17 protein-coding genes are annotated in these 22,276 nt (G+C 35.8%); 9 read left to right on the top strand and 8 right to left on the bottom strand.

Annotation, left to right across the window (positions count from 1 at the left end; genetic code table 11):
- Window positions 1-4: 4 nt before the first annotated feature.
- Together VB798_RS15455 and VB798_RS15450 are read right to left on the bottom strand one after the other, a co-directional pair.
- On the bottom strand, window positions 5-1,393 hold the full coding sequence (locus VB798_RS15455; protein WP_323259890.1) for a Gfo/Idh/MocA family protein: 1,389 nt from the start codon (window positions 1,391-1,393) through the stop codon (window positions 5-7).
- A 42-nt stretch (window positions 1,394-1,435) separates the two neighbouring features.
- On the bottom strand, window positions 1,436-2,359 hold the full coding sequence (locus tag VB798_RS15450) for a sugar phosphate isomerase/epimerase family protein (RefSeq protein ID WP_323259889.1): 924 nt from the start codon (window positions 2,357-2,359) through the stop codon (window positions 1,436-1,438).
- Window positions 2,360-2,478: 119 nt separating this feature from the next.
- On the opposite strand from VB798_RS15450, the gene VB798_RS15445 reads away from it, so the two are divergent.
- Complete coding sequence (locus VB798_RS15445; protein WP_323259887.1) at window positions 2,479-3,354, top strand: AraC family transcriptional regulator; 876 nt, start codon at window positions 2,479-2,481, stop codon at window positions 3,352-3,354.
- A gap of 38 nt (window positions 3,355-3,392) precedes the next feature.
- Here the strand turns inward: VB798_RS15445 and VB798_RS15440 are convergent, their stop codons facing one another.
- Both VB798_RS15440 and VB798_RS15435 read right to left on the bottom strand, forming a co-directional pair.
- Window positions 3,393-4,832, bottom strand: coding sequence for a GH39 family glycosyl hydrolase (locus VB798_RS15440; RefSeq protein WP_323259885.1), 1,440 nt, complete (start codon window positions 4,830-4,832; stop codon window positions 3,393-3,395).
- A 167-nt stretch (window positions 4,833-4,999) separates the two neighbouring features.
- Window positions 5,000-6,298, bottom strand: a complete 1,299-nt coding sequence (locus VB798_RS15435) for an acetylxylan esterase (protein ID WP_323259883.1) — start codon at window positions 6,296-6,298, stop codon at window positions 5,000-5,002.
- A gap of 1,391 nt (window positions 6,299-7,689) precedes the next feature.
- On the opposite strand from VB798_RS15435, the gene VB798_RS15430 reads away from it, so the two are divergent.
- Entirely contained in the window at window positions 7,690-7,857 is a 168-nt protein-coding gene (locus tag VB798_RS15430; RefSeq protein WP_323259881.1) for a hypothetical protein, read from the top strand.
- On the opposite strand, the gene VB798_RS15425 is transcribed toward VB798_RS15430, so the two are convergent.
- From VB798_RS15425 to VB798_RS15415, 3 genes are read right to left on the bottom strand one after another with little or no spacing between them, the layout of a single operon-like run.
- Window positions 7,823-9,187, bottom strand: coding sequence for a RagB/SusD family nutrient uptake outer membrane protein (locus VB798_RS15425; RefSeq protein WP_323259879.1), 1,365 nt, complete (start codon window positions 9,185-9,187; stop codon window positions 7,823-7,825). The two genes, VB798_RS15430 and VB798_RS15425, sit on opposite strands and share 35 nt — an antisense overlap.
- A 22-nt stretch (window positions 9,188-9,209) precedes the next feature.
- Window positions 9,210-12,428 (bottom strand): SusC/RagA family TonB-linked outer membrane protein, encoded by a 3,219-nt coding sequence (locus VB798_RS15420; RefSeq protein ID WP_323259877.1) that lies wholly within the window; start codon window positions 12,426-12,428, stop codon window positions 9,210-9,212.
- Window positions 12,429-12,441: 13 nt separating this feature from the next.
- Window positions 12,442-13,806 (bottom strand): TlpA family protein disulfide reductase, encoded by a 1,365-nt coding sequence (locus VB798_RS15415; protein WP_323259875.1) that lies wholly within the window; start codon window positions 13,804-13,806, stop codon window positions 12,442-12,444.
- Between the two features lie 503 nt (window positions 13,807-14,309).
- Here VB798_RS15415 and VB798_RS15410 point away from each other — a divergent pair.
- The 7 genes from VB798_RS15410 (at window position 14,310) to VB798_RS15380 (ending at window position 20,870) form a co-directional block, all read left to right on the top strand.
- A complete protein-coding gene (locus VB798_RS15410; RefSeq protein ID WP_323259873.1) occupies window positions 14,310-14,864 on the top strand; it encodes a helix-turn-helix transcriptional regulator in 555 nt (184 codons plus the stop codon).
- Between the two features lie 165 nt (window positions 14,865-15,029).
- Complete coding sequence (locus VB798_RS15405) at window positions 15,030-15,806, top strand: DUF2321 domain-containing protein (RefSeq protein WP_323259871.1); 777 nt, start codon at window positions 15,030-15,032, stop codon at window positions 15,804-15,806.
- A 411-nt stretch (window positions 15,807-16,217) separates the two neighbouring features.
- On the top strand, window positions 16,218-16,901 hold the full coding sequence (locus VB798_RS15400; protein WP_323259869.1) for a macro domain-containing protein: 684 nt from the start codon (window positions 16,218-16,220) through the stop codon (window positions 16,899-16,901).
- A 2-nt stretch (window positions 16,902-16,903) separates the two neighbouring features.
- Window positions 16,904-17,599 carry a hypothetical protein gene (locus VB798_RS15395; protein ID WP_323259868.1) on the top strand — a complete coding sequence of 232 codons (696 nt, stop codon included), beginning with the start codon at window positions 16,904-16,906 and terminating at the stop codon, window positions 17,597-17,599.
- Complete coding sequence (locus VB798_RS15390; RefSeq protein ID WP_323259866.1) at window positions 17,592-18,716, top strand: DUF4433 domain-containing protein; 1,125 nt, start codon at window positions 17,592-17,594, stop codon at window positions 18,714-18,716. The genes VB798_RS15395 and VB798_RS15390 overlap by 8 nt, the downstream gene beginning before the upstream one ends.
- 431 nt (window positions 18,717-19,147) lie before the next feature.
- A complete protein-coding gene (locus VB798_RS15385) occupies window positions 19,148-20,020 on the top strand; it encodes a helix-turn-helix domain-containing protein (protein ID WP_323259864.1) in 873 nt (290 codons plus the stop codon).
- A gap of 85 nt (window positions 20,021-20,105) precedes the next feature.
- Window positions 20,106-20,870 (top strand): nuclear transport factor 2 family protein, encoded by a 765-nt coding sequence (locus tag VB798_RS15380; RefSeq protein WP_323259862.1) that lies wholly within the window; start codon window positions 20,106-20,108, stop codon window positions 20,868-20,870.
- A gap of 446 nt (window positions 20,871-21,316) precedes the next feature.
- Here VB798_RS15380 and VB798_RS15375 read toward each other — a convergent pair whose 3' ends face one another.
- Entirely contained in the window at window positions 21,317-22,273 is a 957-nt protein-coding gene (locus VB798_RS15375; protein ID WP_323259860.1) for an aldo/keto reductase, read from the bottom strand.
- Between the last annotated feature and the right edge of the window lie 3 nt (window positions 22,274-22,276).

The raw sequence follows: 22,276 nt of genomic DNA, 5'->3' as shown, positions 1-22,276 counted from the left end.
TTATTTAAGATAATTTCATTTTCTCGGCATCCCAATTCAATGCTTTGTTTTTTTCAGCACTAATATTACAAGCGATAGATGGCCCCGCTGTTCTTAGTCCAAAAGTGGCATCCTCCAAAACAGGTGTATTCGAGCGTATTCCATTAAAAAAGCAAATCATATGGTCTACTCTGTCATCATAATTAGCAGGTGCTGTAAATTCTATGGTTTTTCCCATGTCAAAACCTCCCATGGTATTGCCATATTTTTCTTTGTACCATTTTTTATAGTCTTCTTTTTGTTGAGCTGAAAAACTATCGAAAGAATCATACCCTCCGAAACCAGGGGCTGCACTTCTTTTCAATGTTCTAACTTTAAAGTCGTTCCAACCAACTTCTATTGAACCTTCTGTTCCAATGAGTTTTATGCCAAAACCATTTTTCCCTTCACCACTTGCCAAATTAATACGGGTGTATAATTGAAAAGAAGATAATGTGGGCGTTTGAGGATAAGCCATAAATGAGTTGATTAAATCATAGGCATCTCTTCCATCTTTCCAATAGTTTACTTCTCCTAATGCAAATATCTTATTTGGACCTATCGAACCTGTGATGGTGTGTAAGCCTGTCAGTAAATGAACCACTAAATCGCCAGCAGAGCCAGTACCATAATCTTTAAAATTTCGCCATCTGAAAAAACGCTCTGCACTGAAAGGAACCTTAGGGGCATTGCCTAGAAATTTATCAAAATCAATGGTTTCTGGCGAAGCATCTGTTGGTATAGAATATTGCCACGCTCCTTTGGCATCGGTTCTATCACAATAGGCCTCTACATAACTCAACTCGCCAATTACTCCTTTTTCAAAGTGTTTTTTGGCTTCTAGAACAGCTAAACTACTTGCTCGTTGACTCCCGACTAAAAAGACCTTCCCTGTTTTCTTTTGAGTTTCAATAATAGCATGCCCATCTTCTATTTTCTGAATCATTGGCTTTTCACAGTATACATGTTTACCTGCATTCATGGCATCAATCGCCATTTTTTGGTGCCAATGGTCTGGTGTACAAATCAATACGGCATCTATATCTTTTCTGGCTAATATTTCTCTGTAATCTTTGGTGGTGAAAATGCCATTACCCCATTTTTCCTTGGCTCTATCTAAACGACCAGTGTATAAATCACAAACAGCTAGTAATTCTACTCCATCAACTTTAAGAGCGGCATCCGTATCGTAATGTCCAATAATCCCCGCACCAATTAATCCAATTCTGATTTTATCATTAGCACTAATTTTAGTAGTAGGAATCTGTTTTCTGTGTAGCACTTCTTCATGAGCATTTACACCAGTAGTGCCAATGGATATTGCGGCTACTGAGCCACCCATGTTCTTTAAAAATTTTCTTCTTGAATTTTCCATTTTGTTAAATAAAAGGTTTTCTAAATTGAATAATGTTAAACCCTATCCTAAGAATGTTTCTTTAACAGCCGAAAGTCCTTTAATATGAGCACTGACGACATCCATAGTATTGGGCGAGTTGGGTTCTAAACATTGTTCTATCACAATGTGTGGATGGATATTCATTTTCGTGAGTTCTTTGGCTAATCTGGTATAATCTATATCACCTTGAGCGGTAAATGTTTCTGCCCATACACCCCCAATCGATTGCCGAACATGCAACTCAGCTATTCTTTTTCCATATAGCTTCAATACATCAAATACGGCTACTTCTGAGTTGTCGGAACCTCTGTAAACCCAGTGTACATCAAAACAAAAAGAAACATTTTGAGGAGTGGTATTTAGCAGTATATGATGAAATTCTCTTGCACCTGCTTTTAGCTCGACGTCATGGGTGTGATAAGCCAATGTTAAACCTCTTTGTCTCAGTTCTTTGCCCAATGTTTCCATCGCCTGTGCTTGAAGGTTCAACTGTGTATCATTTTTCAATTCGTTTGAACCCCATTTTATCGGACTTGGGTTGGTTACAATAATTTTTGTTCCATAGTTTTTAACTACATCTGCAATGGCTATTATCGCATTGATAGAGGTTTTGATTGCCTCTTTTTCATGTAAAACACTATTGACATAAATAGAAGGCAATGCGATACCATATTTATTAAGTACAGGAATTAATTGTTGAGCCATTGCTGGACTTTCAATATTTGGCTCATACGCTTTTATGCCTGTTTTGACAAACTCAGAAAAATTTTGTTCTAGAGTATCACCCCATTTTTTATGAGCTCTATTATAGAAAGTAATCCAATTATAGCTGTTACAGGAGATAGGTAAATGATGATAGCTACGCTTTGCCAAAGCCGTTGATGCTATGGAAATAGCGGGTATAAAAGCTAAAAAATTACGCCTATTTAATACATTTTTTTTCATACTTAATAAGTAGGATAATACCGTTTTAGGTTATTAACATAAATTAATACACAAAAAAACAATGAATAATATTATATTGCCACCATAAAATAACTTTTACCGATACTATTTTGACCCATTTGAAAATATCTAAGCATGCAGTCTTCCAAAAGCTTCCTTTAGCCACAGGAAGTTCGTTTATTATTGGCCGTTATGAGTCGCCAAACTTTGAAACGCCTTGGCATTTTCATAAAGAGTATGAACTGGTTTATTGCGAAAAAGGCTTTGGAAAGAAATTTATTGGAGATAATTTCTCTTCTTATCAAGAAGGAGAAGTGGCATTTATTGGTAAAAACGTACCTCATTTATTCAAGGCTGACGATTCTTTTTATCAGGAGGACAATCCTATAAAACCGTGCTCAATAGTAATTCAATTTTCAGAAGATTTTTTGGGAAGTGACTTTTTTAATAGTCCTGAAATGACAAACATGAAAAAGGTATTGCTATTATCAATGAATGGTTTGCTTGTGTTGGGAGGAGCTAAGGAAAAAATCAAGCAAATCATGATAGAGATGCTTAACCTAGGGAATGTCGGGCGACTTAGTAAGCTTATCGAAATCTTTGCTATCCTTTCAAATGGACAAGAATTACAGCCTATTTCGGTAAATACCATTAGTGGTATCAATATCAATGATAGCTTAAAAATGAATAAAGTATTGGAATATGCTTTGTTACATTTTAAAGATGACATCTCTATTACAGAAGTTGCTGGGATAAGTAATCTTTCAGAATCAGCTTTTTGTAGGTATTTTAAATCTCGTACACAAAAAACTTTTTTGAGTTTTGTCATCGAAATGCGCCTCGCTGAAAGTTGTACACTCTTGCAAGAAACCAATAAGTCTATCCTTGAAATTTGCTATGAATGTGGATTTAAAAATCTGTCTAATTTCAATCGCCTATTTCGAAAGCAATTCAAACAAAATCCGATGGAGTATAGAAGACAAACTGGAAGATGATTAGAATCTATCATTCATAAAAGGTTCTAATCAATAAACTATTTTTTAAGGCTAATCAAGGATTTATCGGCAATCAATATCGGAGCATCATACACTGGAATATCATTAAAAATGTATTTGGCTCCTACCTTTTTCCATTGATTATCAGGTATTTCATAAACCAATCCTGTAAGAATATCTACATAAACAGGTTTGTCAAAATTACCATTGAGGATAGTGAAATTTACATTTTTTGTCAAATTGGTATTAGTTGGAATAGCTTCATCCAACCAAATGGTAAATACTTGCTTTTTAGATTGCGTATGTTCGTAGCCATATACTGCCAAACTCCTGTCGGTTTCCTTATTATACTTTACTTCATCTGCTTTTAATGGAGTTTCGACATTATGAGTAGGTTCTATATTTTTAATTCGTTGGAGGGTATTATCAAAAACAGAAGCAACATTTTGCATCGCATAATAGGCTATTTTAGGACGAATAACCCTGTTTAGAGAATCTGCTTCTAAAATACCTTTCACATTCTTTTTATTAATAGGCCCGTTCATTACTCCGTAATTCATCTCGACAATACCAAGAATGCTCGATTCTATATCATGTCCTAAATCTCCTAACATTCTACGTACATTCCATTTGGCTTGTGAAACTTCAGTCCAATCATAGTCTCCCAATGCCCCACGTCCATATCCACTTGACGAAGGAGCGCCATTTTCGCCTTGACGCAATTTTATAGTTGGGGCATATTTATCTAAAATCTGTTTCAAGGCTGCTACATGAGCATAATTAGCGTCAGGATTATAGACATAATCATGGTAAGTCATATTATCAAAAAGACTCATCTTCCCTTTTTCATAGATTGTTTTGAAAAATAAATCAGCATATTTTAAATCAATATGCCCCATTGCCAAGCCTGATATTTTAGCCTTGGGCTGATGCTTTTTGATAATCTCTGCCGTTCTAATATTCAATTCGGCTACTTTCTCAGGAAGGTTGATTTCATTATCTCCAAAATTTGGCTCATTCCAAATTTCCCAGTCGCTTACTTTTCCTTTATAACGTATAACCAAGGCTTCAACCCATTTGTCCCATGCTTCTAGTGCTTCAGGCGAAGTAGGTATTCCTGCACTTAAATTAATGCCACCGCCACCTTGATATATTGGGTTACCATATGATGTCTCTAACCACGGTTGAAATCCCTGTTGGTGGGCATCGTCAATAATTTTATCTAGCCATTGCCAATCATATTTACCTTTTACTTTTTCGGTTTTCGCCCAACCAGCTTGCATTCTTAATCGTTTGATACCCAAAGGAGCGATATATGTCTTGTATTGATCATAGTCAGCCATATCTCGATCAAGGGTTTCACAGCCAATAATCCAATTTGAAGAGGCAATTTCCTGTGTACTCCTAGGTCTTAATACTCCCTTTTTTATGAATGATATTTTCAACTCAGGCATGATGTTATGCTTAGATGTCTCCATGTTCTGAGCATCTACAGCAACCACATTAAGCACCAAATAACATACTATCAGCAAACGATGAAGGTATTCATAAAAGTTTTTACTTTATTAAACATGAATGTATGGAAGTCAGTATTATGAGAGAATACTGACTTCATCACACTATTGAAAATCCTAGAAGTTATATTTTACTTTCCTTTTAGCTTTTCCTGTAACCAATTATTCATTTTTTCTCCCTGTTCTGGATAAGTCCAGTGACCAGTATCAAGGGCTAAGAATAACTCTTTGGGTGCAGTAATTACATTGTAGGCTGCATACATAGATGTAGGCGGACAGGTTTCATCATTAAATCCCCATGAATACATCCCAGGCACTTTTACCCTGCGTGCAAAATTCACTACATCATAATACCCGACTGTCGCTATCTTTTCTTTAGTTTCATTATAGGCTCTACTCCATTTATCAAAATAGTGTGGCCAGCCCCCAGCTCTGCCTTTTAAATAACCTGTTACATCTGCCAAGGCTGGATAAAATGCTCCTAGCCATTTTACTCTGCTATCTAATGCTGCCGTTACGATGGATAAAGCTCCCCCTTGACTACCGCCTGTAACTGCTAAGTTTGAACCATCATATTGTGGAAGACTCGTTAAAAAATCGTTGGCTCTTACACAACCCAAATAAACCCTTTTATAGAAAAAACGATTTTTGTCGTCAAGGTTATAATTAGGATAACCATTCAAAATACCAGCACCTAAATCGGTATAAACAGATGGATCCATCGTTACAGGAATACCATGAATCCCTATTTGAAAAGTAATGATTCCCTTTTCTGCATTATTAATATCACCTCCATAAGGACGGACACCTGCCCCAGGCACTTGCAACAAAGCAGGATATTTTCCTTCTTTTTTAGGAACACACAATATCCCGTAAAGTCTTGCCCCTATTTTGAAGTTTTGAAGATTAACATGATATACATTTACTTTTTCTGTACATCGTTCTGGTAACAATGTCATTTTAGCATCTATCGGAATTTTCGCTAGTTCATCTTTCGCTTCTCGCCAGAAAGTATCAAAATCAGCAGGATTTTCAACGGTTGGACTGATAGTCAAGGGTTCAAAAGCGGCTGTACTTAGATTTCTGTATTCTTTTCCATCAATTTCTGCAATAGCAACACAACGTAGAAAGCCTGAGGTTGTCATCGTTCCTCCATCGATAATTTGTGAGCCTGTGGCTAAACTAATGGCTTCTTTCTTAGAAGGTTCTTGCTTTTCGGGTCCTATTTCATACCTTACTTTTGCATCTTTTACCAAATTCCCGTTTTTAAAAACAGCAATGGTAAATTTTACTTTTTCTCCTAACTTATAGGTCCAATCGGCATGGTCGGCAGCCACTAAAACTTTTACAAACTTCTCTGTAGGTTGCGAGAAAGCTATGGGTAAACGCAAAGCCCAAATAAGGCCTAATAAAGCGAGTTTTTTGAACATAGGAATTGTTTCTTTTTTAGAGCTAAAGATATATTTCATTGAAATATACTTGTTATTTCAATGTATACCGATACAGCGCAAAGCTATTTATCTCAGGCAAGTTGAAAACAATATTTCCTTCTTCAAGCACCTGACTTTCAAATGATTTTCCTTGTCCTGCTAGCTATTGCGACCTAGACCTACTCTATCTCCTACTCCGAATTATCAGAAAACTAATGATTTCAGTGCATTTATTGACAGCCCCTTTATTTTTTAATCTCCCTTCAAATGATTTTCCTTTTCGCTGACTACTACTATCACGATTGTACTTATCTAAGATTTAATCAATACTTCCTAACTGTAGATTTACTTGTCTCTTCATTTTTTCTATCCATGAATATGAGTAAGTTTTAAGCGTTGATTAAGGTTATTAATAATACGAATCAATTGTTTTTGGGGAGGTTGCTCTTCTTTTGTAAACAGATTTTGAACCTTCCACTAGAGTATTATCTAACAAATGTAGGCTGCTCTTGATATTTTTAAGCCTTCTCTTTATGTTTAATCTCTTCAAATTATGTCTGGGAGAGTTTCGATGGAATAACACCTGCTAAGGCGTCTTCTAATCTAAATCGTCCTGATTGTTTTGGTTTCTTTACTTCCATAGGTTTTGATTTTCTAGCTTGATGTGTAAAATTATTTTTTCTGCAAAAGTGCTTGCACGGCAGTTTATGTATACATAATCTCCATCTTGCTTCACTACTCAAGTAGTGAAAAATTATTTAACCCTTTACTAAATCAATACTCCTATCTCAATTCCTTAATCTTACACTAATTTTATACTAATTGTTCATAAATTTTACATTAACTCCCTTGTTTACACTAATTTGATAATAGTCTTATACTAATCTTACACTATTTTGACATAAATTTTACATTATGAATCTTTTTGCTCGAATTCGTATAAATATCATACAATCATCTCAATTTTAGGGGATAAAGCACGTAAATTAGCTGTTAATAAAACAATTATCCAAGCCCTTTATTCTAGCTTAGTAGCTACAAGGTTTACACATACTACCAACTATATTCTCTAAGTATTTACGCTATTCTTATTTAATTAAAATAAAAAATCTTCCTCTCAATTACTGGTTGTTACTTCCAAGTATTTCTTTGATGCCTTAGGTATTTTCTGAGTAAGCATTCTTTCTTTTTATGTAGAATATATGTTCTAATTTTACAGTGATGATAAGCTTATACGGCTGTATATTAGTACATAATATTTTGTACTTTTCCGATACTGCTAAAAATTATTAAACCATATCAATAACCTTAAATATATCCATTATTCTACAAGGTAAAACAGTAGAGTCAGAACGATTAGCATTTTAAAAATTTGGAATCCAACTGCTATCATGCGAACTGTTGGAGCATTTGCTAATGATTTTGAAAATTTAGGAAGTGGATATATTATTGTAGGTGTTGAAGAAGATAAGGGTCGGTGCTTCTATATCGGTGCTTTTATAATTGAAGCACCGGGTATCATATTTATCTTACATTTTGAGCAATACCCCCCAGATTAATCACATTATCAGGGATTGGCCAAGTGTACAGTTTTTCATCCTCAGGCGCTAAGGCATATTTTTTAGTTCCTAGCGAACGAACAAGGGTATAACCTATTTCTTTTCGCAGTCGCCTCAAATCACTCCACCTTACCCCTCTGAATAGTAAGCTTTTTCTTCTTTGATTCAGGATTTCAGCTAGGATATTCTTGGTATTAGCCACCGTCATGGCTTGATAAGTACCTGTTTTGTATCTCTTGATTAAAAGCGTATTAAGCGCCTGCAAGGCATCCTCATGATTCCCCAGCCTCTCACTACATTCCGCCCTGATAAGCATTAGCTCATCAAGTGCAGGAAAAGGATTAAACGTATCATAACCATTATAAGAACCTTTAAAAGTATAGTCGTTGTTAGCTTTTAAAAAATACACCGGGAATCTTAAGTCATTAGCCTCGTAAGAAGCCAGCAAGGTTGGATTCACTTTCAAGTAGGAAAAGAAAACCTGAATTTCCAGCATGACATTAAACAGAGGCTGTTCAACATTCCCCAAAGAATAAAGAGGAAAAGGGAAACTTAACCTGCTGTCCACTTTATTATAATCTATTAATTCGTCAGCAATCGCTAGACACTGATCAGCATATTGCTTAGCAAGGCCATACTCCTTCATTTGTAAATAGATACGAGCTAAAAGCGCCAGCGTAGCCTGCTTAGAAGGACGAGTCTTTTCTTTGGGTAATACAGGAAGAAAAGTCAGAGCCTCAGTAAGGTCATTGACTATTTGTTGGTAAGTAGCCTCTATACTTACTCTAGCATTAGATTGATTAATGTCAGAAGACAGCCTAATCGGAATCCCCATTTTTTGACTAGCAGTCTCCTTTTCATAATCATCACAGAAAATCTGAGCCAGTTGAAAGAACTGCCATGCCCTCCAGAACAAGGCAGTCCCCCTAATCCTGTTGTACTGTTCCATATTCTTGTCGTTTGCTTGTATTTTGCCAAGCCCCTCCAGTACTATATTGCTGTACAAGACCTTCGTATAAGCATTATTCCACCCCGGACACTGCTGCCCTTCATAAATATCGACAGCCCATACATAGCCATTTTTTTGATAGGGGTTAGTCAGAGAATTCCATTCAGTCTCATTCAGGTAATAATCATCCGTGCCAATTTCCCCCATGATGAGCACAGATGTAGTATTCATGACAGTCATGTTATCCATTAAGGCATCCATATCCTTTAAGGAAGAAGGAACCGCCAGCCTGCTATCAGGTTTAAGCTCCAAAAAATCAGTATGGCAGGAAACCGATACCAAGCATAGTAAGCCAGCGATGATTGTATAAAGACTTTTCATATTTGTATGCGTTTTAGTATAGTTAAAGGTCAATTTTAAAGCCCAAAGAATAAGTTCTGATAGGAGGGTAGTCTGAGGTAGGGTAATCTGGATCCAACCCTTGTTTATTGGCACGCCACAGAATCCCTACATTATTTACATACATAAAAACCGAAACATTGCTGAGTCCTAGTTGAGGAGCAGACAACTTGTAACTAAGATTGATGTCTTTCAACCTAAGATGCGCTCCGTTTTCAATAAGCGTTTCATTATTAAGATAGATATTCTCTCTTGTGGTATTTGCTCGCATAGTGAGCGCTGGGACAATAGTATGTAATTCATCTCCTAGAGCCTTCCACCTTAACAAGTAATCCTTGTGCCCATTCCCATAGTTAATTAAGTTAGTATAATTGATACTGCTTCTTCTAAAATTGTATCCAGCCTTGTAAACAACATTGAAGCTAAGGCTTAGCCCCTTCCAAGTCAGCGTATTTCTAAAACTCCCAAAATGCTGAGGCACTGTTACCCCCATTTCTTGAAGACTAGCCGTTTGCAATGACGACCAGTACGCAGCATAATTCTCATTCAATTCGTTATTGGAATACACTAGCATTGCCCCTGTGGCAGGATTTAAGCCATACCAAGGCAAGGCATATAGCACATCAGCAGACTTACCTTCTCTGGCTGGAGCCCTTGCAGCATTCGACACAGGGAAAAAAGACTGAATAGCAGGTGATTCTGTACCACTATACTTGGTAATCCTGTTTTTAGTCCAGCTCGCCAGTAATACAGCAGACCATTTGAGCTTACCATTACTAATGAGCCCACTGATTTCCAAATCCATTCCCTTGGTAAGCATGTTGGCAGCATTAATCCGACTATCAATATTGGTGATTCCACCCAGCCCTATTGAAAAGATTCCAGTGGTCGGGTCTAGATAATCATAGCCAATCAGGTTACTACCCGCTTTTTGATAGTATTCCAAACTGCCCCGAATGCTGCCATTCAAGCAAGCAACGTCAAGGGCAGTATTCCAGACAGTTACCTTCTCCCACCTTAAAGAGGGATTCCCTGTGCTTAAGAGCTGGGCAGCGGGTAAGTTGGTCACCGTACCAATACTGCTAGTAATACTTGGCATGGAACTTACCTGCTTATTAACATTACCATTAACCCCGTAAGTCGCTCTAAGCTTTAGCACGTCAATCGTATTACTTGAGGCTGAGGCCAAGTACTCCTGCTTGAGGTTCCATAATCCACCCACAGACCAGAGCGGAACCCCTTTTTGATTCGTGGCTACCCCAAATATATTGGAAGCATCCCATCTGCTACTGAGTGTAAGAGTATACTTTTGATCAAAAGTATAGGCGGCATTAGCAAAATAAGAGATAAATCGGTCAGTGAAATGCTGGACATCCGCAATGGTATTAGGGATTCTGCTGGCAGACCTCGGTCGTAAAGGATAGCTGGTTTCATAATTGATATAAGGTGAACTAGTCAGTGTCTGATTGTCATAGCCGTATAATAAATAGCCAGGTCCCGCTGTTGATTGATCTTCCCTGATTTCAGCCCCTGCTAGGGCATCCAGTTGATGTTGTTGGAGCGATTTATGATAGTTAAGTTGCAGACGACCATAATGACTCTTGCCAGAAGACCTTGAACCCGATAAGATTCCCCCGAGAGGAATGACACTAACGCCATTAGGCTGAGTGAAGCGGTTAATAAGGTCTCTAACATAGTACGTTTCAGGCGCATAATAACTACGGACTTCCCCACTAGCACTTCTGAATTGGTATTTAAGGTCAAGGGCTAAATCAGGTAACAAGGAGTATTGCAAGCCAGTGTTGATTCTTATCTCGTTATTGTTGGAGGTATTATCAGCTAAGTTAATTTCCTCCAAGGGTTTAAAAGCCCAGTTTAACAAGCCAGTAGCGGTTGCCGCATCAATGTAGGTTTGACGGTATTTGTAGGGGATGGCTGCTGGCAATCCATTATCATCTATCAAAGAAGTATAAGATTGCAATGCCCCACCTTCTCTAGGAATAAGGGCTGATGGCTGGAGTCCATTGTTTTTGTAATCCTGAAGGGCATAGTACAAGCTACTAAATACCTCCAGTTTTTTACCCAATCTATAGTTTAGTTGATTATTGAGTGTTAGCCTTGAGGAATTAAACCCGACGTTTGCGGAAAGGTTTTTATCAAATCCAACCGATGTGACATATTTCAGGTCATTATTTCCCCCTGAAATATTCAGCGCATACTGTTGATTGAGAGAAGTCTGATACAAGTATTTGAGCATGTCTTTTCTGATATCTTTGGTGGCCAAAAGTTTCAGTTGTCGTTCCATCTCCACATTACTAATCCTTCCTTGCTGACCAGCAATTTGAAGTTCAACAGCAGGAGGGAGCAGCGTCCAGTTATTTTGTTGGAAGCCACCATTTTGAAAACGTAAGCGTTGAAAGTCAATCAGGTCTTGAGCATTCAAAAAGGCAGGATTGTAGAATAGGTCAGGTTTATCTGCTGAAGTAAAGTTAGACTGGAAACTGACCGCTGTTTTTTTATTGTACTTGCCTTGCTTAGTGGTAATGACGATTACGCCATTGCCAGCCCTAACACCCCAGATAGAAGTAGCGGCTGCATCTTTCAAGATGGTGATGTCTTCTACATCATTGGGATTGATGGTATTAATATCACCCTCATAAGGAAAGTTATCGATTACGATTAAAGGAGCACTTGAAGCATGAATGGTGCTAAGCCCCCTGACTCTTAAGTCTGAGGTATTTCCGTGAGGAGATATATTGGTTCTGTAAAATTGCAGACCAGCACTTACTCCCTCTAAACGGCTCAAAATATCCGTACTGACACTTCGGTTTATCAGGTCATTATTAAGATGGGTAAAAGACCCTGTGGCTCTTTCACTGCTGATTTTAGTGTATCCCGTAGAAACGATTACCTCCTGAAGTTCACTGTTTTGTATCTCCATGCTGAGAGAGGCAGGCAATGCTTTTAGGGAAACAGCAAGAGGTATTTTGAGGGACTTAAAACCAATACTGCTGATTACAAGCGTATCACTGGGAAGAGTAGAACTGATTTCAAAGAAACCATTCTTATCTGTAAGCGTCCCAGTCCCTTGTTTAATGAGTCTTACGGATGCACCGGGAAGCTCGATTCCCTCTGAGGCAGTAATCACCCTGCTTTTTAACAGCTGGGCATATAGTGGCGAACAGTATGCCATTAAGATACTTAAAAAATAGATCTTTCTCATGTTGTTTAGGGGTTTAAGGGTTTGAAGTATTAGCATATTTTACAACGATTACATCCATTTCCTGTGCTGTCAGGGTCAAATCAAAACCGATTTTATTGAGGGCTCTTTTAATCGTCGGAATGCTAAGATGCCTTTTGTCCAGCTGAATGGAGACCTTAGTATCCTCAAGAATCCTATCCAAGACAGGGTAAGGTTGGCTTGATAGTACCGCACTAACGTAGCTGGTTAAACGTCTGATGGATTGATTATTGAGGGTGAAGAAGTCAGCATTACCCAATTTAGTATTACTAGATTCAGTAGATTCAACATTAGCAGTATCAACATTCAAGGAAGGAAGGGTAGAGGTATGTTCCAGCCGAACAATAGCATAACAAGGTATTGTTCTTTTCTCAACGACGGCTTTCACGCCTTTTTCTAGTGTTAGATAGCGGTTAACATCATCACTCATAAACTTCCGAAGTGCTTTGCGGGAGATGTTCAGTGAAGTATCCAGACTTAACTCATAGCAATACATGTATTGGTTCTGCCATCGCTGGTAGTCTTTGTCTTGCTCGTAAATACCCGTTTCTTTTCTGTAGGTACCTAGCAACTCATGTTTAAGCGAGTCACCTACTTCCCAGACAAAGCGGTTGGTTCTACCGACAAAGGGGATGTAGGCACTGTACATCTCATAGATGAGGGTGATAAAATAAGCATTGTAAAGCATGATGCTGTTTTTACCTAGGCGGATTCCTCCCACATCAACATTAATGCGTTTAGAAAAGACAGACCTCATTCGGGGATGCTCCAAGGTACCTCCGTTGCCGTTATAGAACAGCGGAAGATTAAAATCAAAGCTAACGGGAGGAGTGGTATGAGAAAGGACGAAAACATCTCCTTTTAAAGCACGGTTAATGTTGGTGACATTGGCATAAGCAGAGGAAGCAGACTCCCCAAAAAATACCCCATTCCTAATCCATACTTGGTGAGGGAGACCGTAGTAAGGAAAGTATTGCCTTACCATGGTATCTTCCAGCACGCTGGGTAGCTGCCAGCCTCGCTTCTTGAATAAAGGAAGAACTTTACCAGCAGTTTCATTGGTGATTGGTATAACGACTATTGCTGAGCCAAACTTCCGCTGAAGGGTATCTAGCTTACTGAGTGATTTAATACAGGGTGCGCACCAAGTAGCCCAGAAGTCTAGGATGATTAGTTTATGCTTATAGTCACTGAGTGTCAAGGTTTGTTTGCCTTGTGGGTGGTTAGCCACTTTTAGGGACAAGTTCCAAAGCTCAGGTGGGATGTTGTCTCCCACCTTAAGTGCTTGGGCGGTTAGATAATATACAGATATGCTCAAGTAAAGGCATAGCAATGCCCTTACGCAGGTTTTTGCGTTCATAAGTTTTTTTTTAAGATGAATGTATTAAAACATTAAAACAAAAGAGTGAAAGCTACCTTATACAGGCGCTTTGATGATGTTTTTGTAGCGCTGTTTAGGGCATGCGCAGACATCAAGGCATAACACAGCCTTAACATGATTGGGATAAAAAAAGGAATGTTTCATAACTCGCACCTATTTTACGAGTCTCTTGCAGAAGGCTATAAAAGCAATGTAGCACAGGGAGCTACCCACCGCTTAGCAAGGTTCCGACGCCTTCAGGAACGGTTGAGGGTAGCAGCCCAGATGCTACAATGCCTACAAAAATAGACAAAATATCATTCTGGGCGTCAAATCTACCTCTCTCGTCCTAGTTCAAATTGTCGGAATTTGCTAACGAGACTTTTAGTTCGACACCTATTTTTCGTTGATTACGAGAAATAACGAATTAAATTTATAAAACAATTTCTAAAAAAGCAAATATTTGCACGTTTTGAAATCATTTACTTGTTCAAATTAGCCACATGGCTAATTACAGTAAAGAAATATTACAAAATAACGTCTTTAATCTTCTTCGTTATTCAGGTATTACATATGAACAATTTGCTAATATTCTTGAAATATCACTGCGAAAATTGAAATATGTAAAGAATGGGGAATCTGAATTTTCTATAGCGGATGTTAGTAAAATTGCTATATTCTTTGATAAGAGTTTTGCAGAAATTACAACAAAAAAAATTGAAGTTGATAGAAATTTCAGGAATGAACTTCTAAATATTCATCGCAAAAATGTTGAGTATCGTAAAATATTGGAAGACCGCCCTTCAATACCCTATGCTATTGAGTTCATACTTGTTTTTGACCCAGAATTTGAAAATTCAGAACTTGAGGTAAAACAGATTTTGCAAGTCTTTAGAAAATATGGTTGGGAATATAGAAGCCCTTCGGTTTCAAAAGAATTGAAAAAGATGAAAAGTTTAATCTTATCGAAACCTCACCATCAAAAGAAGGGTACAAATTTATACTCAAAAGCTATCTTACAACAGAATGTTTTAAATATTACAGCCAGTTCAAAGTAAAAATAGGTTTATTTGTAGCAATCATCTATTTTAGATTTAGAGAAAAAAAGTAAACATTCGTATATTTACGATTTGTACGCAATGCGTGGGACAAATTGTTAAAAACTTGCTTCAATACCATCATTACCAGAAATTTTAAACGACACTCAAAATGATAAATAAATTATGAAAGGAAGTTGGTACGAGAATCACTATGACACAATGCAAGTATGCTTGAATGGGCATTTAATTACAGACAACTACCACTCAAGTCCAGAATTTAGAAAAAGTTTTTGTACTGAATGTGGTGAAAAGACAATAATAAATTGCCCAAATCCACAATGTAATAATGAAATTAAGGGAGATTATCACGTTCCAGGTATTGTCGTCCTTTCAGGTGAATCGACTCCAGTTCCGGACATTTGCGAATATTGCGGTCAAGATTTTCCTTGGAAGAGTAAAAAGGCTAAACTGACAAAGACAATTAGTAGCATAAAACGAGATGATATATTTTTATTAAATCAAATTTGTGAAAGATTTCATTTAGTTGCAAAGCAAATAAGACAAAGGTATAATAATAGAGAAACTATTGATATAACAGATGAATATGATGTACAAGACCTTTTACATTCATTACTTGTAATTTATTTCGATGATATAAGACCAGAAGAATGGATACCTAGTTATGCAGGCTCAAGTAAAAGAACAGACTTTCTATTAAAGAATGAGGAAATTGTAATAGAAGTTAAGAAAACGAGAAAAACCTTGAAAGCAAAAGAACTTGGTGAACAGTTAATTATTGACATTGCTAATTACAAAAATCACCCAAATTGTAAGTCACTTTATTGTTTTGTCTATGACCCAGAAGGGTTTATTGCAAATCCAAGAGGTATAGAAAATGACTTAAACTCAAATGGTGAAAAAATGAAAGTAATTGTGAAAATAATACCAAAAGGACATTAAAAAACTTCTGCTAATAACTAAGCCTTCTTCGTGGCTGAAAGCTAAACGATGAAGGAATGAGGGACGCTTAGTCTTGAACTTAACCTGAGCTGTCGGCTTCGGAGGTTTCTTTTATGGAGTTTTCGTTCGATTTGAAGATTTTGGAAGAGCAGGTTTTGCCTGCTCTTTTTGTTTTTAAAGCTTGTTTGTCATTTATAGTTATACCCATGTTTTAAAGTAAGTCTTTCTAAAATTGTTAGCCCGTTTGACCAATTAAATTTAAAATAAGAGAATTATTTGGAATGACTAAGAAAACAACTACTTTAGGAATTACAAAAACTGGCAAAACAATATAAAAAGTATTACAAATACTTTCGCATCTTAGCGAGTTATGTGCCATTTTATGAAGCCCCTACCATTTTGACACAAAATATGAAACTAATCAAAGGAAACATCTTTCGGACAGACCATCAGACTATTGTGAATACAGTAAATTGCTTTGGAATAATGGGAGCTGGTCTTGCATTGGAATGTAAGTATAGATATCCTGATATGTTTAATCGTTACAAAGAAATATGTGATAAAAAATTGCTTGACATTGGGAAACTATACTTATATAAAACACATCAAAAATGGATATTGAATTTTCCGACAAAATATCATTGGAAGTACGAAACTAAACCTGAGTATTTAGAAAAAGGGCTTAAAAAATTTAGAGAAACTTATAAAGAAAAAGGAATTACGTCTATTGCTTTTCCCCTTTTGGGAGCCCAAAATGGGGGGCTTACCCAGGAACAATCCATCTCTTTACTTGAAAAATATCTAAAAGACATAGATATACCTGTTGAAATTTATCAGTACGAAGCAGACGCACCAGACGATTTATTTGATATATTTAGTAAAGCATTTTTAGCAAATGATAATCCTAAATTGAAAAAACTAACTCTTTTAAAGGACGAGAAGATTAATAAAATCAAAAATCTATTAAAAAATGACCACATTTCAAATATGGGACAATTAGCAACATTTGAGGGAATTGGAGAAGCTACAATTCAAAAATGCTTTGATTATGCTATGCGTTCAGATACTTTAAACATTCAAATCAACTTGTTGTAAATATGAATCTTCAGTTAGCCAAACAGACTTTGACTAAATCAATAACCAATCTTCAAAATCGGAGAGGACAAATAACTCTCAGCGATATAGAAACGGAAGTAATTAATAACGCTTGTCTTTACATACTAAAAAACCACAATGAACAAGTAAAAAAAGTTCACGATGTTTCCCAAATAGGTTTAGTATTTTCCGATAACCTCAGATTACACGAAAGTATTGCTACATTCTTCATTTATGCGGGTATTGAATTATTTCCCAATAACTATGGAAGTGAAGAAGCAAATCATGCCAAACCCTCAGTTATACAAAATATAAGTTGGTCTGGAATGTGGGATTTCTTACGAGATTATTTTCAAAAAAATCATGGAATACAAATTGATAATATTGAAACTTCACCATCAATCTTTTATTCTACAAAACACAAACGATACGAAAACGGTCATCTTGTATCAGAAAGCGAAGTAGGAAGAACAATAAATATCAGTTTCATTAAAGATAAAGAGGAAATTATAGTGAGTATTGAACCAGCACTATCACCTAAAAATGGATATATAATTTCAAAATCAACAAATCAGTTAAAGTTTAAGGGCTTTGACCCAGATTATTTATTTACTGTAAATTTTGACAGTTTTGACGAAGTAGAAATTTTTACTCTCGAAATGCCAAATAGAAATCTGAAGATTGTGTATTATGAGTAATAATCTTCAATACCTTGAAAAATACAATCAAAATATTTACATAAGTATTTTAAAACTTCTATTTTCCGAACTTTCAGATGTAGAACTTTTTTTGCAGTTGATTAGTGATAAAAATGATTTCAAAAATATTGACGATTTAGAAAAGAAATATAATTCTATTTTCACACATGACTTGATTACGAAACATATAAATTTCAAAATTGATAAAATTCATAAAGCACTTTATCTAAGAACCCCCGAAACTTTTGATAAAGGAAATTCGTATTTTCATCTGACACTTAAACTTAGTTCTGATGAAATCATTTGGCTTGACGATCTGTATAATTCAGTTTTGTCTAAATTAATTAAATTCTATAAACACCTTTTTTCAAAAATTGACAATTACTTTATTTCATTTAATTCTGAACAGCTTGTAAAATATCAATCCGTTCTAACGGAAATAAAAAAAGAAGTTGAAGTATTTCTTGAATTTTCTGAAAACCGTGAAATAGTAGATAAAAGGGAAAAACTTAATATACAACATTTGAGTAAAATACCTTTTGGCGGTTTATTTTATGTTTGCCATATAGACAATATCAGTAGCATCTTGAAGTTAGGTATTTTGTCCCATAATGTTGCACATAAAGAAGGGTTAGTAAAAAATGACATTTCAGACCAATCTGTAAATTCTTTACGAAATCGTTTTGAGAAATCATTGGGCGGAAATATACATGACTTTGCACCGCTTTTTTTACATTTAAGAAACTCAACATTTTTTAGATGGTGTAAAAGTGAAAACAAAAATAATTTAATTTTATTAAAGGTTAATCCACATATATTACTTGCCGACAATGTTGCTTTTTCGGACGGAAATGCCGCAGTTAGAACGACCAGATTTTATCAAAATATTGATGATTTCAATAAACTAAATTGGCAAGTAATTAAAGATGATTATTGGACTAATTACCCAGATGGTAAAAGAATTAAATGCTCAGAAGTTTTAGTTCAAGACAAAATACCACTATATTACGTAAATGAATTATTAGTATATAGCGAGGAAACACTTGCCAAAATTTTACCTCTTTTTCCTAACCATTTAGGTATTTTGACAAGCATAAACAAGCAAATTTACTTTTGACAAATAGGTAATAAAAATTAACGGGAGAAAAAAACTGCACACAATAACTAAGCCTTCATGGTGGCTGCAAGCCAAACCATGAAGGAATGAGGGACGCTTAGTCTTGAACTTACTTAACATAGGCTGACGGTTTCGGTGGTTTCTTTTATGGAGTTGTCGTTCGACTTGAAGATTTTGGAAGAGCAGGTTTTACCTGCTTTTTTGTTTTTAAGGCTTGTTTATCATTTATAGTAATATCCATGTTTTAAAGTAAGTCTTTTGAAAATTGTTAGTCTGTTTGACCAATTAAATTTAAAGTAAGAGAATTGTTTAGAATTACTAAGAAAACAACTACTTTAGGAATTACAAAAACTGGCAAAACAATACAAAAAGTCCTACAAAATCTTCGCATATTAGCGAGTTAGGGGTAATTGTAGAGCGACACCCTGCAAATGACAACAGACATTAAAAAATACGACTTCAAGACAGGACTTCCACAAGAATTTGAAATTGTGGACATCGCTGAACTGTACAAAGACTTTAAAGACACTTTAACCATAACTCACAGAACAGGGTTTTACAACATTATTTGGTTTGACCAAGGTAGCCCGATACATTTGGTTGACTTTAGTCCAATAAAAATAAAACCCAACACGTTGTTGTTTCTCAACAAAGACACCGTTCAGCGTTTTGACAACAAAACCAAATTTAGTGGCAAAGTAATTTTATTTACAGACAGCTTTTTCTGCAAGACAGAAACCGATACTAAGTTTTTACGGAACAGTATTTTGTTCAACGACTTATTTTCTGTTTCGCAAATTCAAATAGAAAGGCAATTAAAATTATTTACAGACTTGCTGTATCAAATGACAGATGAATTACGAAACACCAAAGACAATTCTCAATCCGACATTTTACGGAACTTGCTACATAATTTTTTGCTTTATTCGGAAAGAGAAAGACGTAAACAAAATTTTACCGAAATTAATAAAAGCGCTGACCTCGATTATGTAATGCTGTTCAAAGACCTATTAGAGAAGGACTATAAAAATAAAAAACAAGTAAATTACTACGCCAAAGAAATTATCATTACTGAAAAACGTTTAAACCAAGCAACTACAAAGGTTTTAGGCAAATCACCTAAAGAAATAATTGACGACAGAATAATGTTGGAGGCGAAAAGAATTTTAGCACACACTAACGAAAGCATTAAAGAAATTGGTTATAATTTAGGTTTTGAAGAACCAACTAATTTTATCAAATACTTCAAAAAACATTCGCAGTTTACCCCAACTGAATTTAGAGAGAAAAACACATTGGCATAAAAGTATCACGTTTAACCCCATTTGTGCCTTTTCCAGTTTTTATTGTAGTTGCATTTTTGTAACTCATTTTAAAACAATAAAAATAATGGAACTTAATAGAAAACAAAAGATAGTAAATCTTTTAAACAGTTTAGAGAGTGGAGATACAGCCCCTATTGCTTATTTCAATCAGGTAAAATATACACAACATAATTTGAGTATAGCTGACGGTTTTGCTGGTTTTGGCGAGTTACTAAAGAATAAACCAGAACAAGGGTTTAAGGTTAATGTTGTTCGCTCTTTTCAAGATGGAGATTTCGCTTTCACACACACAGAATACGATTTTTTTGGACCAAAAATCGGCTTCGACATTTTCCGATTTGAAGATGGGAAAATTGTAGAGCATTGGGATAATTTGCAGGAAACAGCAACAGAAACCGCCAATGGACATACAATGATTGATGGTGCCACCGAAATTAAAGACCTTGACAAAACTGATGTAAATAAAGCACTGATAAAGAAATTTGTTACAGATTTTTTAGTGGATGGAGACACCTCAATTATTCCAGATTATATTCATCCTACGGACTATGTACAACACAACCCACATATTGGCGACAAAATAGAAGGTCTGCAAGGAGCATTAACATATTTTGCAGAAAATAACATTGGATTTAAGTATGATAAAATCCATAAAATATTAGGTGAAGGAAACTTTATATTGGTAGTAAGTGAAGGACAAATGGCAGGAAAACACTCTTCGTTTTACGATTTATTTAGAGTTGAGAATGGTAAAATTGCCGAGCATTGGGATACCATTGAAGAAATTCCAGCGAAAGAAAATTGGAAAAACAACAACGGAAAATTCTAAACGGACAAACAACTACCGCTAATAACTAAGGTACTGTAATAAAAAGTGAGCAATTTTTAGATTATTTTTCTAATATTTTTTCTTCAGAGAGGAGACATATTCGATAGTAATCTACCTTGTGTAATGCCAGTTAGTCTGGCATTATTCATTTATTTTTAACTTGCTTTTGCTAAAGATACTATAGAGTGCTTGGTTGTTTCATACAACCCAAAATGTTAAAGAGCATCAGGGATAAATATTCCTTTTGCCTTGAAACATTTTAATATATTCAATAAGCCCTTTCGAGCTTGAGGCTCTTTATTGTTTTAGGGTTTAGGATTACTTAGGGATTGATACCGTAGCATTAAAAAAGGATGATTTTAGAACGAAAATAACGCTATGTCAAAGCCTAGCCTTGAGTTTATTCTCCCCGCAGGCATATTGGTCTTTATTGATTTAGCCCTATTTCAAACTTCATCCCAAAGGTTTTCAAGAGTATAGCCACTGCCCTCTAAGCACCAAAAATCACCCTTAATATATCGATAATGTTGATCTAATTGATTAATTTTCTCCATTTCTAAAGGTGTAAGTTCAATATTAGCCGCTTCAAGATTTTCTTTTAACCTTTGTGGATTTACAGATTTTGGAATGACCGATGTGCCTCTATTGATTGCCCAAGCGAGCATAATTTGTGCAGGTGTATTTCCTTTCTCTTGGGCAATATCTATAATTGTTTTATTTTCAAATAACTTGGGTTCACCTTCTGTAATCCTATTTATGGGTCTATCTGACGAACCAAGAGGGCAAAAACCAGTGAGGACGATGTTGTTGGCATTGGCAAAATCTACAATTTTCTTTTGTTGAAGAAATGGATGCAGTTCTAATTGTAGGGCTTCTGGACAAACGCCAGTTTCATTGATTAATTCATTGATTTTTTTAATGCTAAAATTTGAAACACCGATATGCTTGGTCAAATTATTTTCTTTTAAAGCAATCATCCCCTGCCAAGTTTCCACCAAAGGAATGTGCTTCAAGTCAACCATCTCACTCCCATCTTTTGGATAATTTACGTTGTTTAAGAGTGCTACTGGCCAATGAATTAAGTATAAATCTAAATATTCGAGTTTCAAACTGTCCAATGTTATTTCAATAGTTGGTTGAATATCAACTTTTTTATGGCGATTATTCCATAGTTTTGAGGTAATCCAAAGCTCATTTCTGGTTACTTCTCTATAATTGATTGCATCTGAAATTGCCTGCCCTATTTCGTGTTCATTACCATAGATTAAGGCACAATCAAAATGGCGATAACCAATTTCGATGGCTTTTCTAACGGTTTGATAAATCTCACCTTTGTCTGATTTCCAAGTGCCTAAACCCAACATTGGGATTTTGTCATTATTACTAAATTGAAGATATTTCATGAA

The organism is Arcicella lustrica (genome assembly GCF_034930985.1).
In the GTDB taxonomy this organism is placed as follows: domain Bacteria; phylum Bacteroidota; class Bacteroidia; order Cytophagales; family Spirosomataceae; genus Arcicella; species Arcicella lustrica.
Note: the sequence above shows the minus strand (reverse complement) of the source record. Positions and strands in the feature narration are given on the sequence as shown.

Excerpts from the sequence above, each read along its gene's own strand:
- VB798_RS15455 (WP_323259890.1), bottom strand. The coding sequence starts at position 1,393 with ATGGAAAATTCAAGAAGAAAATTTTTAAAGAACATGGGTGGCTCAGTA.
- VB798_RS15450 (WP_323259889.1), bottom strand. The coding sequence starts at position 2,359 with ATGAAAAAAAATGTATTAAATAGGCGTAATTTTTTAGCTTTTATACCC.
- VB798_RS15440 (WP_323259885.1), bottom strand. The coding sequence starts at position 4,832 with ATGGAGACATCTAAGCATAACATCATGCCTGAGTTGAAAATATCATTC.
- VB798_RS15435 (WP_323259883.1), bottom strand. The coding sequence starts at position 6,298 with ATGTTCAAAAAACTCGCTTTATTAGGCCTTATTTGGGCTTTGCGTTTA.
- VB798_RS15430 (WP_323259881.1), top strand. The coding sequence starts at position 7,690 with ATGCGAACTGTTGGAGCATTTGCTAATGATTTTGAAAATTTAGGAAGT.
- VB798_RS15425 (WP_323259879.1), bottom strand. The coding sequence starts at position 9,187 with ATGAAAAGTCTTTATACAATCATCGCTGGCTTACTATGCTTGGTATCG.
- VB798_RS15420 (WP_323259877.1), bottom strand. The coding sequence starts at position 12,428 with ATGAGAAAGATCTATTTTTTAAGTATCTTAATGGCATACTGTTCGCCA.
- VB798_RS15415 (WP_323259875.1), bottom strand. The coding sequence starts at position 13,806 with ATGAACGCAAAAACCTGCGTAAGGGCATTGCTATGCCTTTACTTGAGC.
- VB798_RS15410 (WP_323259873.1), top strand. The coding sequence starts at position 14,310 with ATGGCTAATTACAGTAAAGAAATATTACAAAATAACGTCTTTAATCTT.
- VB798_RS15405 (WP_323259871.1), top strand. The coding sequence starts at position 15,030 with ATGAAAGGAAGTTGGTACGAGAATCACTATGACACAATGCAAGTATGC.
- VB798_RS15400 (WP_323259869.1), top strand. The coding sequence starts at position 16,218 with ATGAAACTAATCAAAGGAAACATCTTTCGGACAGACCATCAGACTATT.
- VB798_RS15395 (WP_323259868.1), top strand. The coding sequence starts at position 16,904 with ATGAATCTTCAGTTAGCCAAACAGACTTTGACTAAATCAATAACCAAT.
- VB798_RS15390 (WP_323259866.1), top strand. The coding sequence starts at position 17,592 with ATGAGTAATAATCTTCAATACCTTGAAAAATACAATCAAAATATTTAC.
- VB798_RS15385 (WP_323259864.1), top strand. The coding sequence starts at position 19,148 with ATGACAACAGACATTAAAAAATACGACTTCAAGACAGGACTTCCACAA.
- VB798_RS15380 (WP_323259862.1), top strand. The coding sequence starts at position 20,106 with ATGGAACTTAATAGAAAACAAAAGATAGTAAATCTTTTAAACAGTTTA.
- VB798_RS15375 (WP_323259860.1), bottom strand. The coding sequence starts at position 22,273 with ATGAAATATCTTCAATTTAGTAATAATGACAAAATCCCAATGTTGGGT.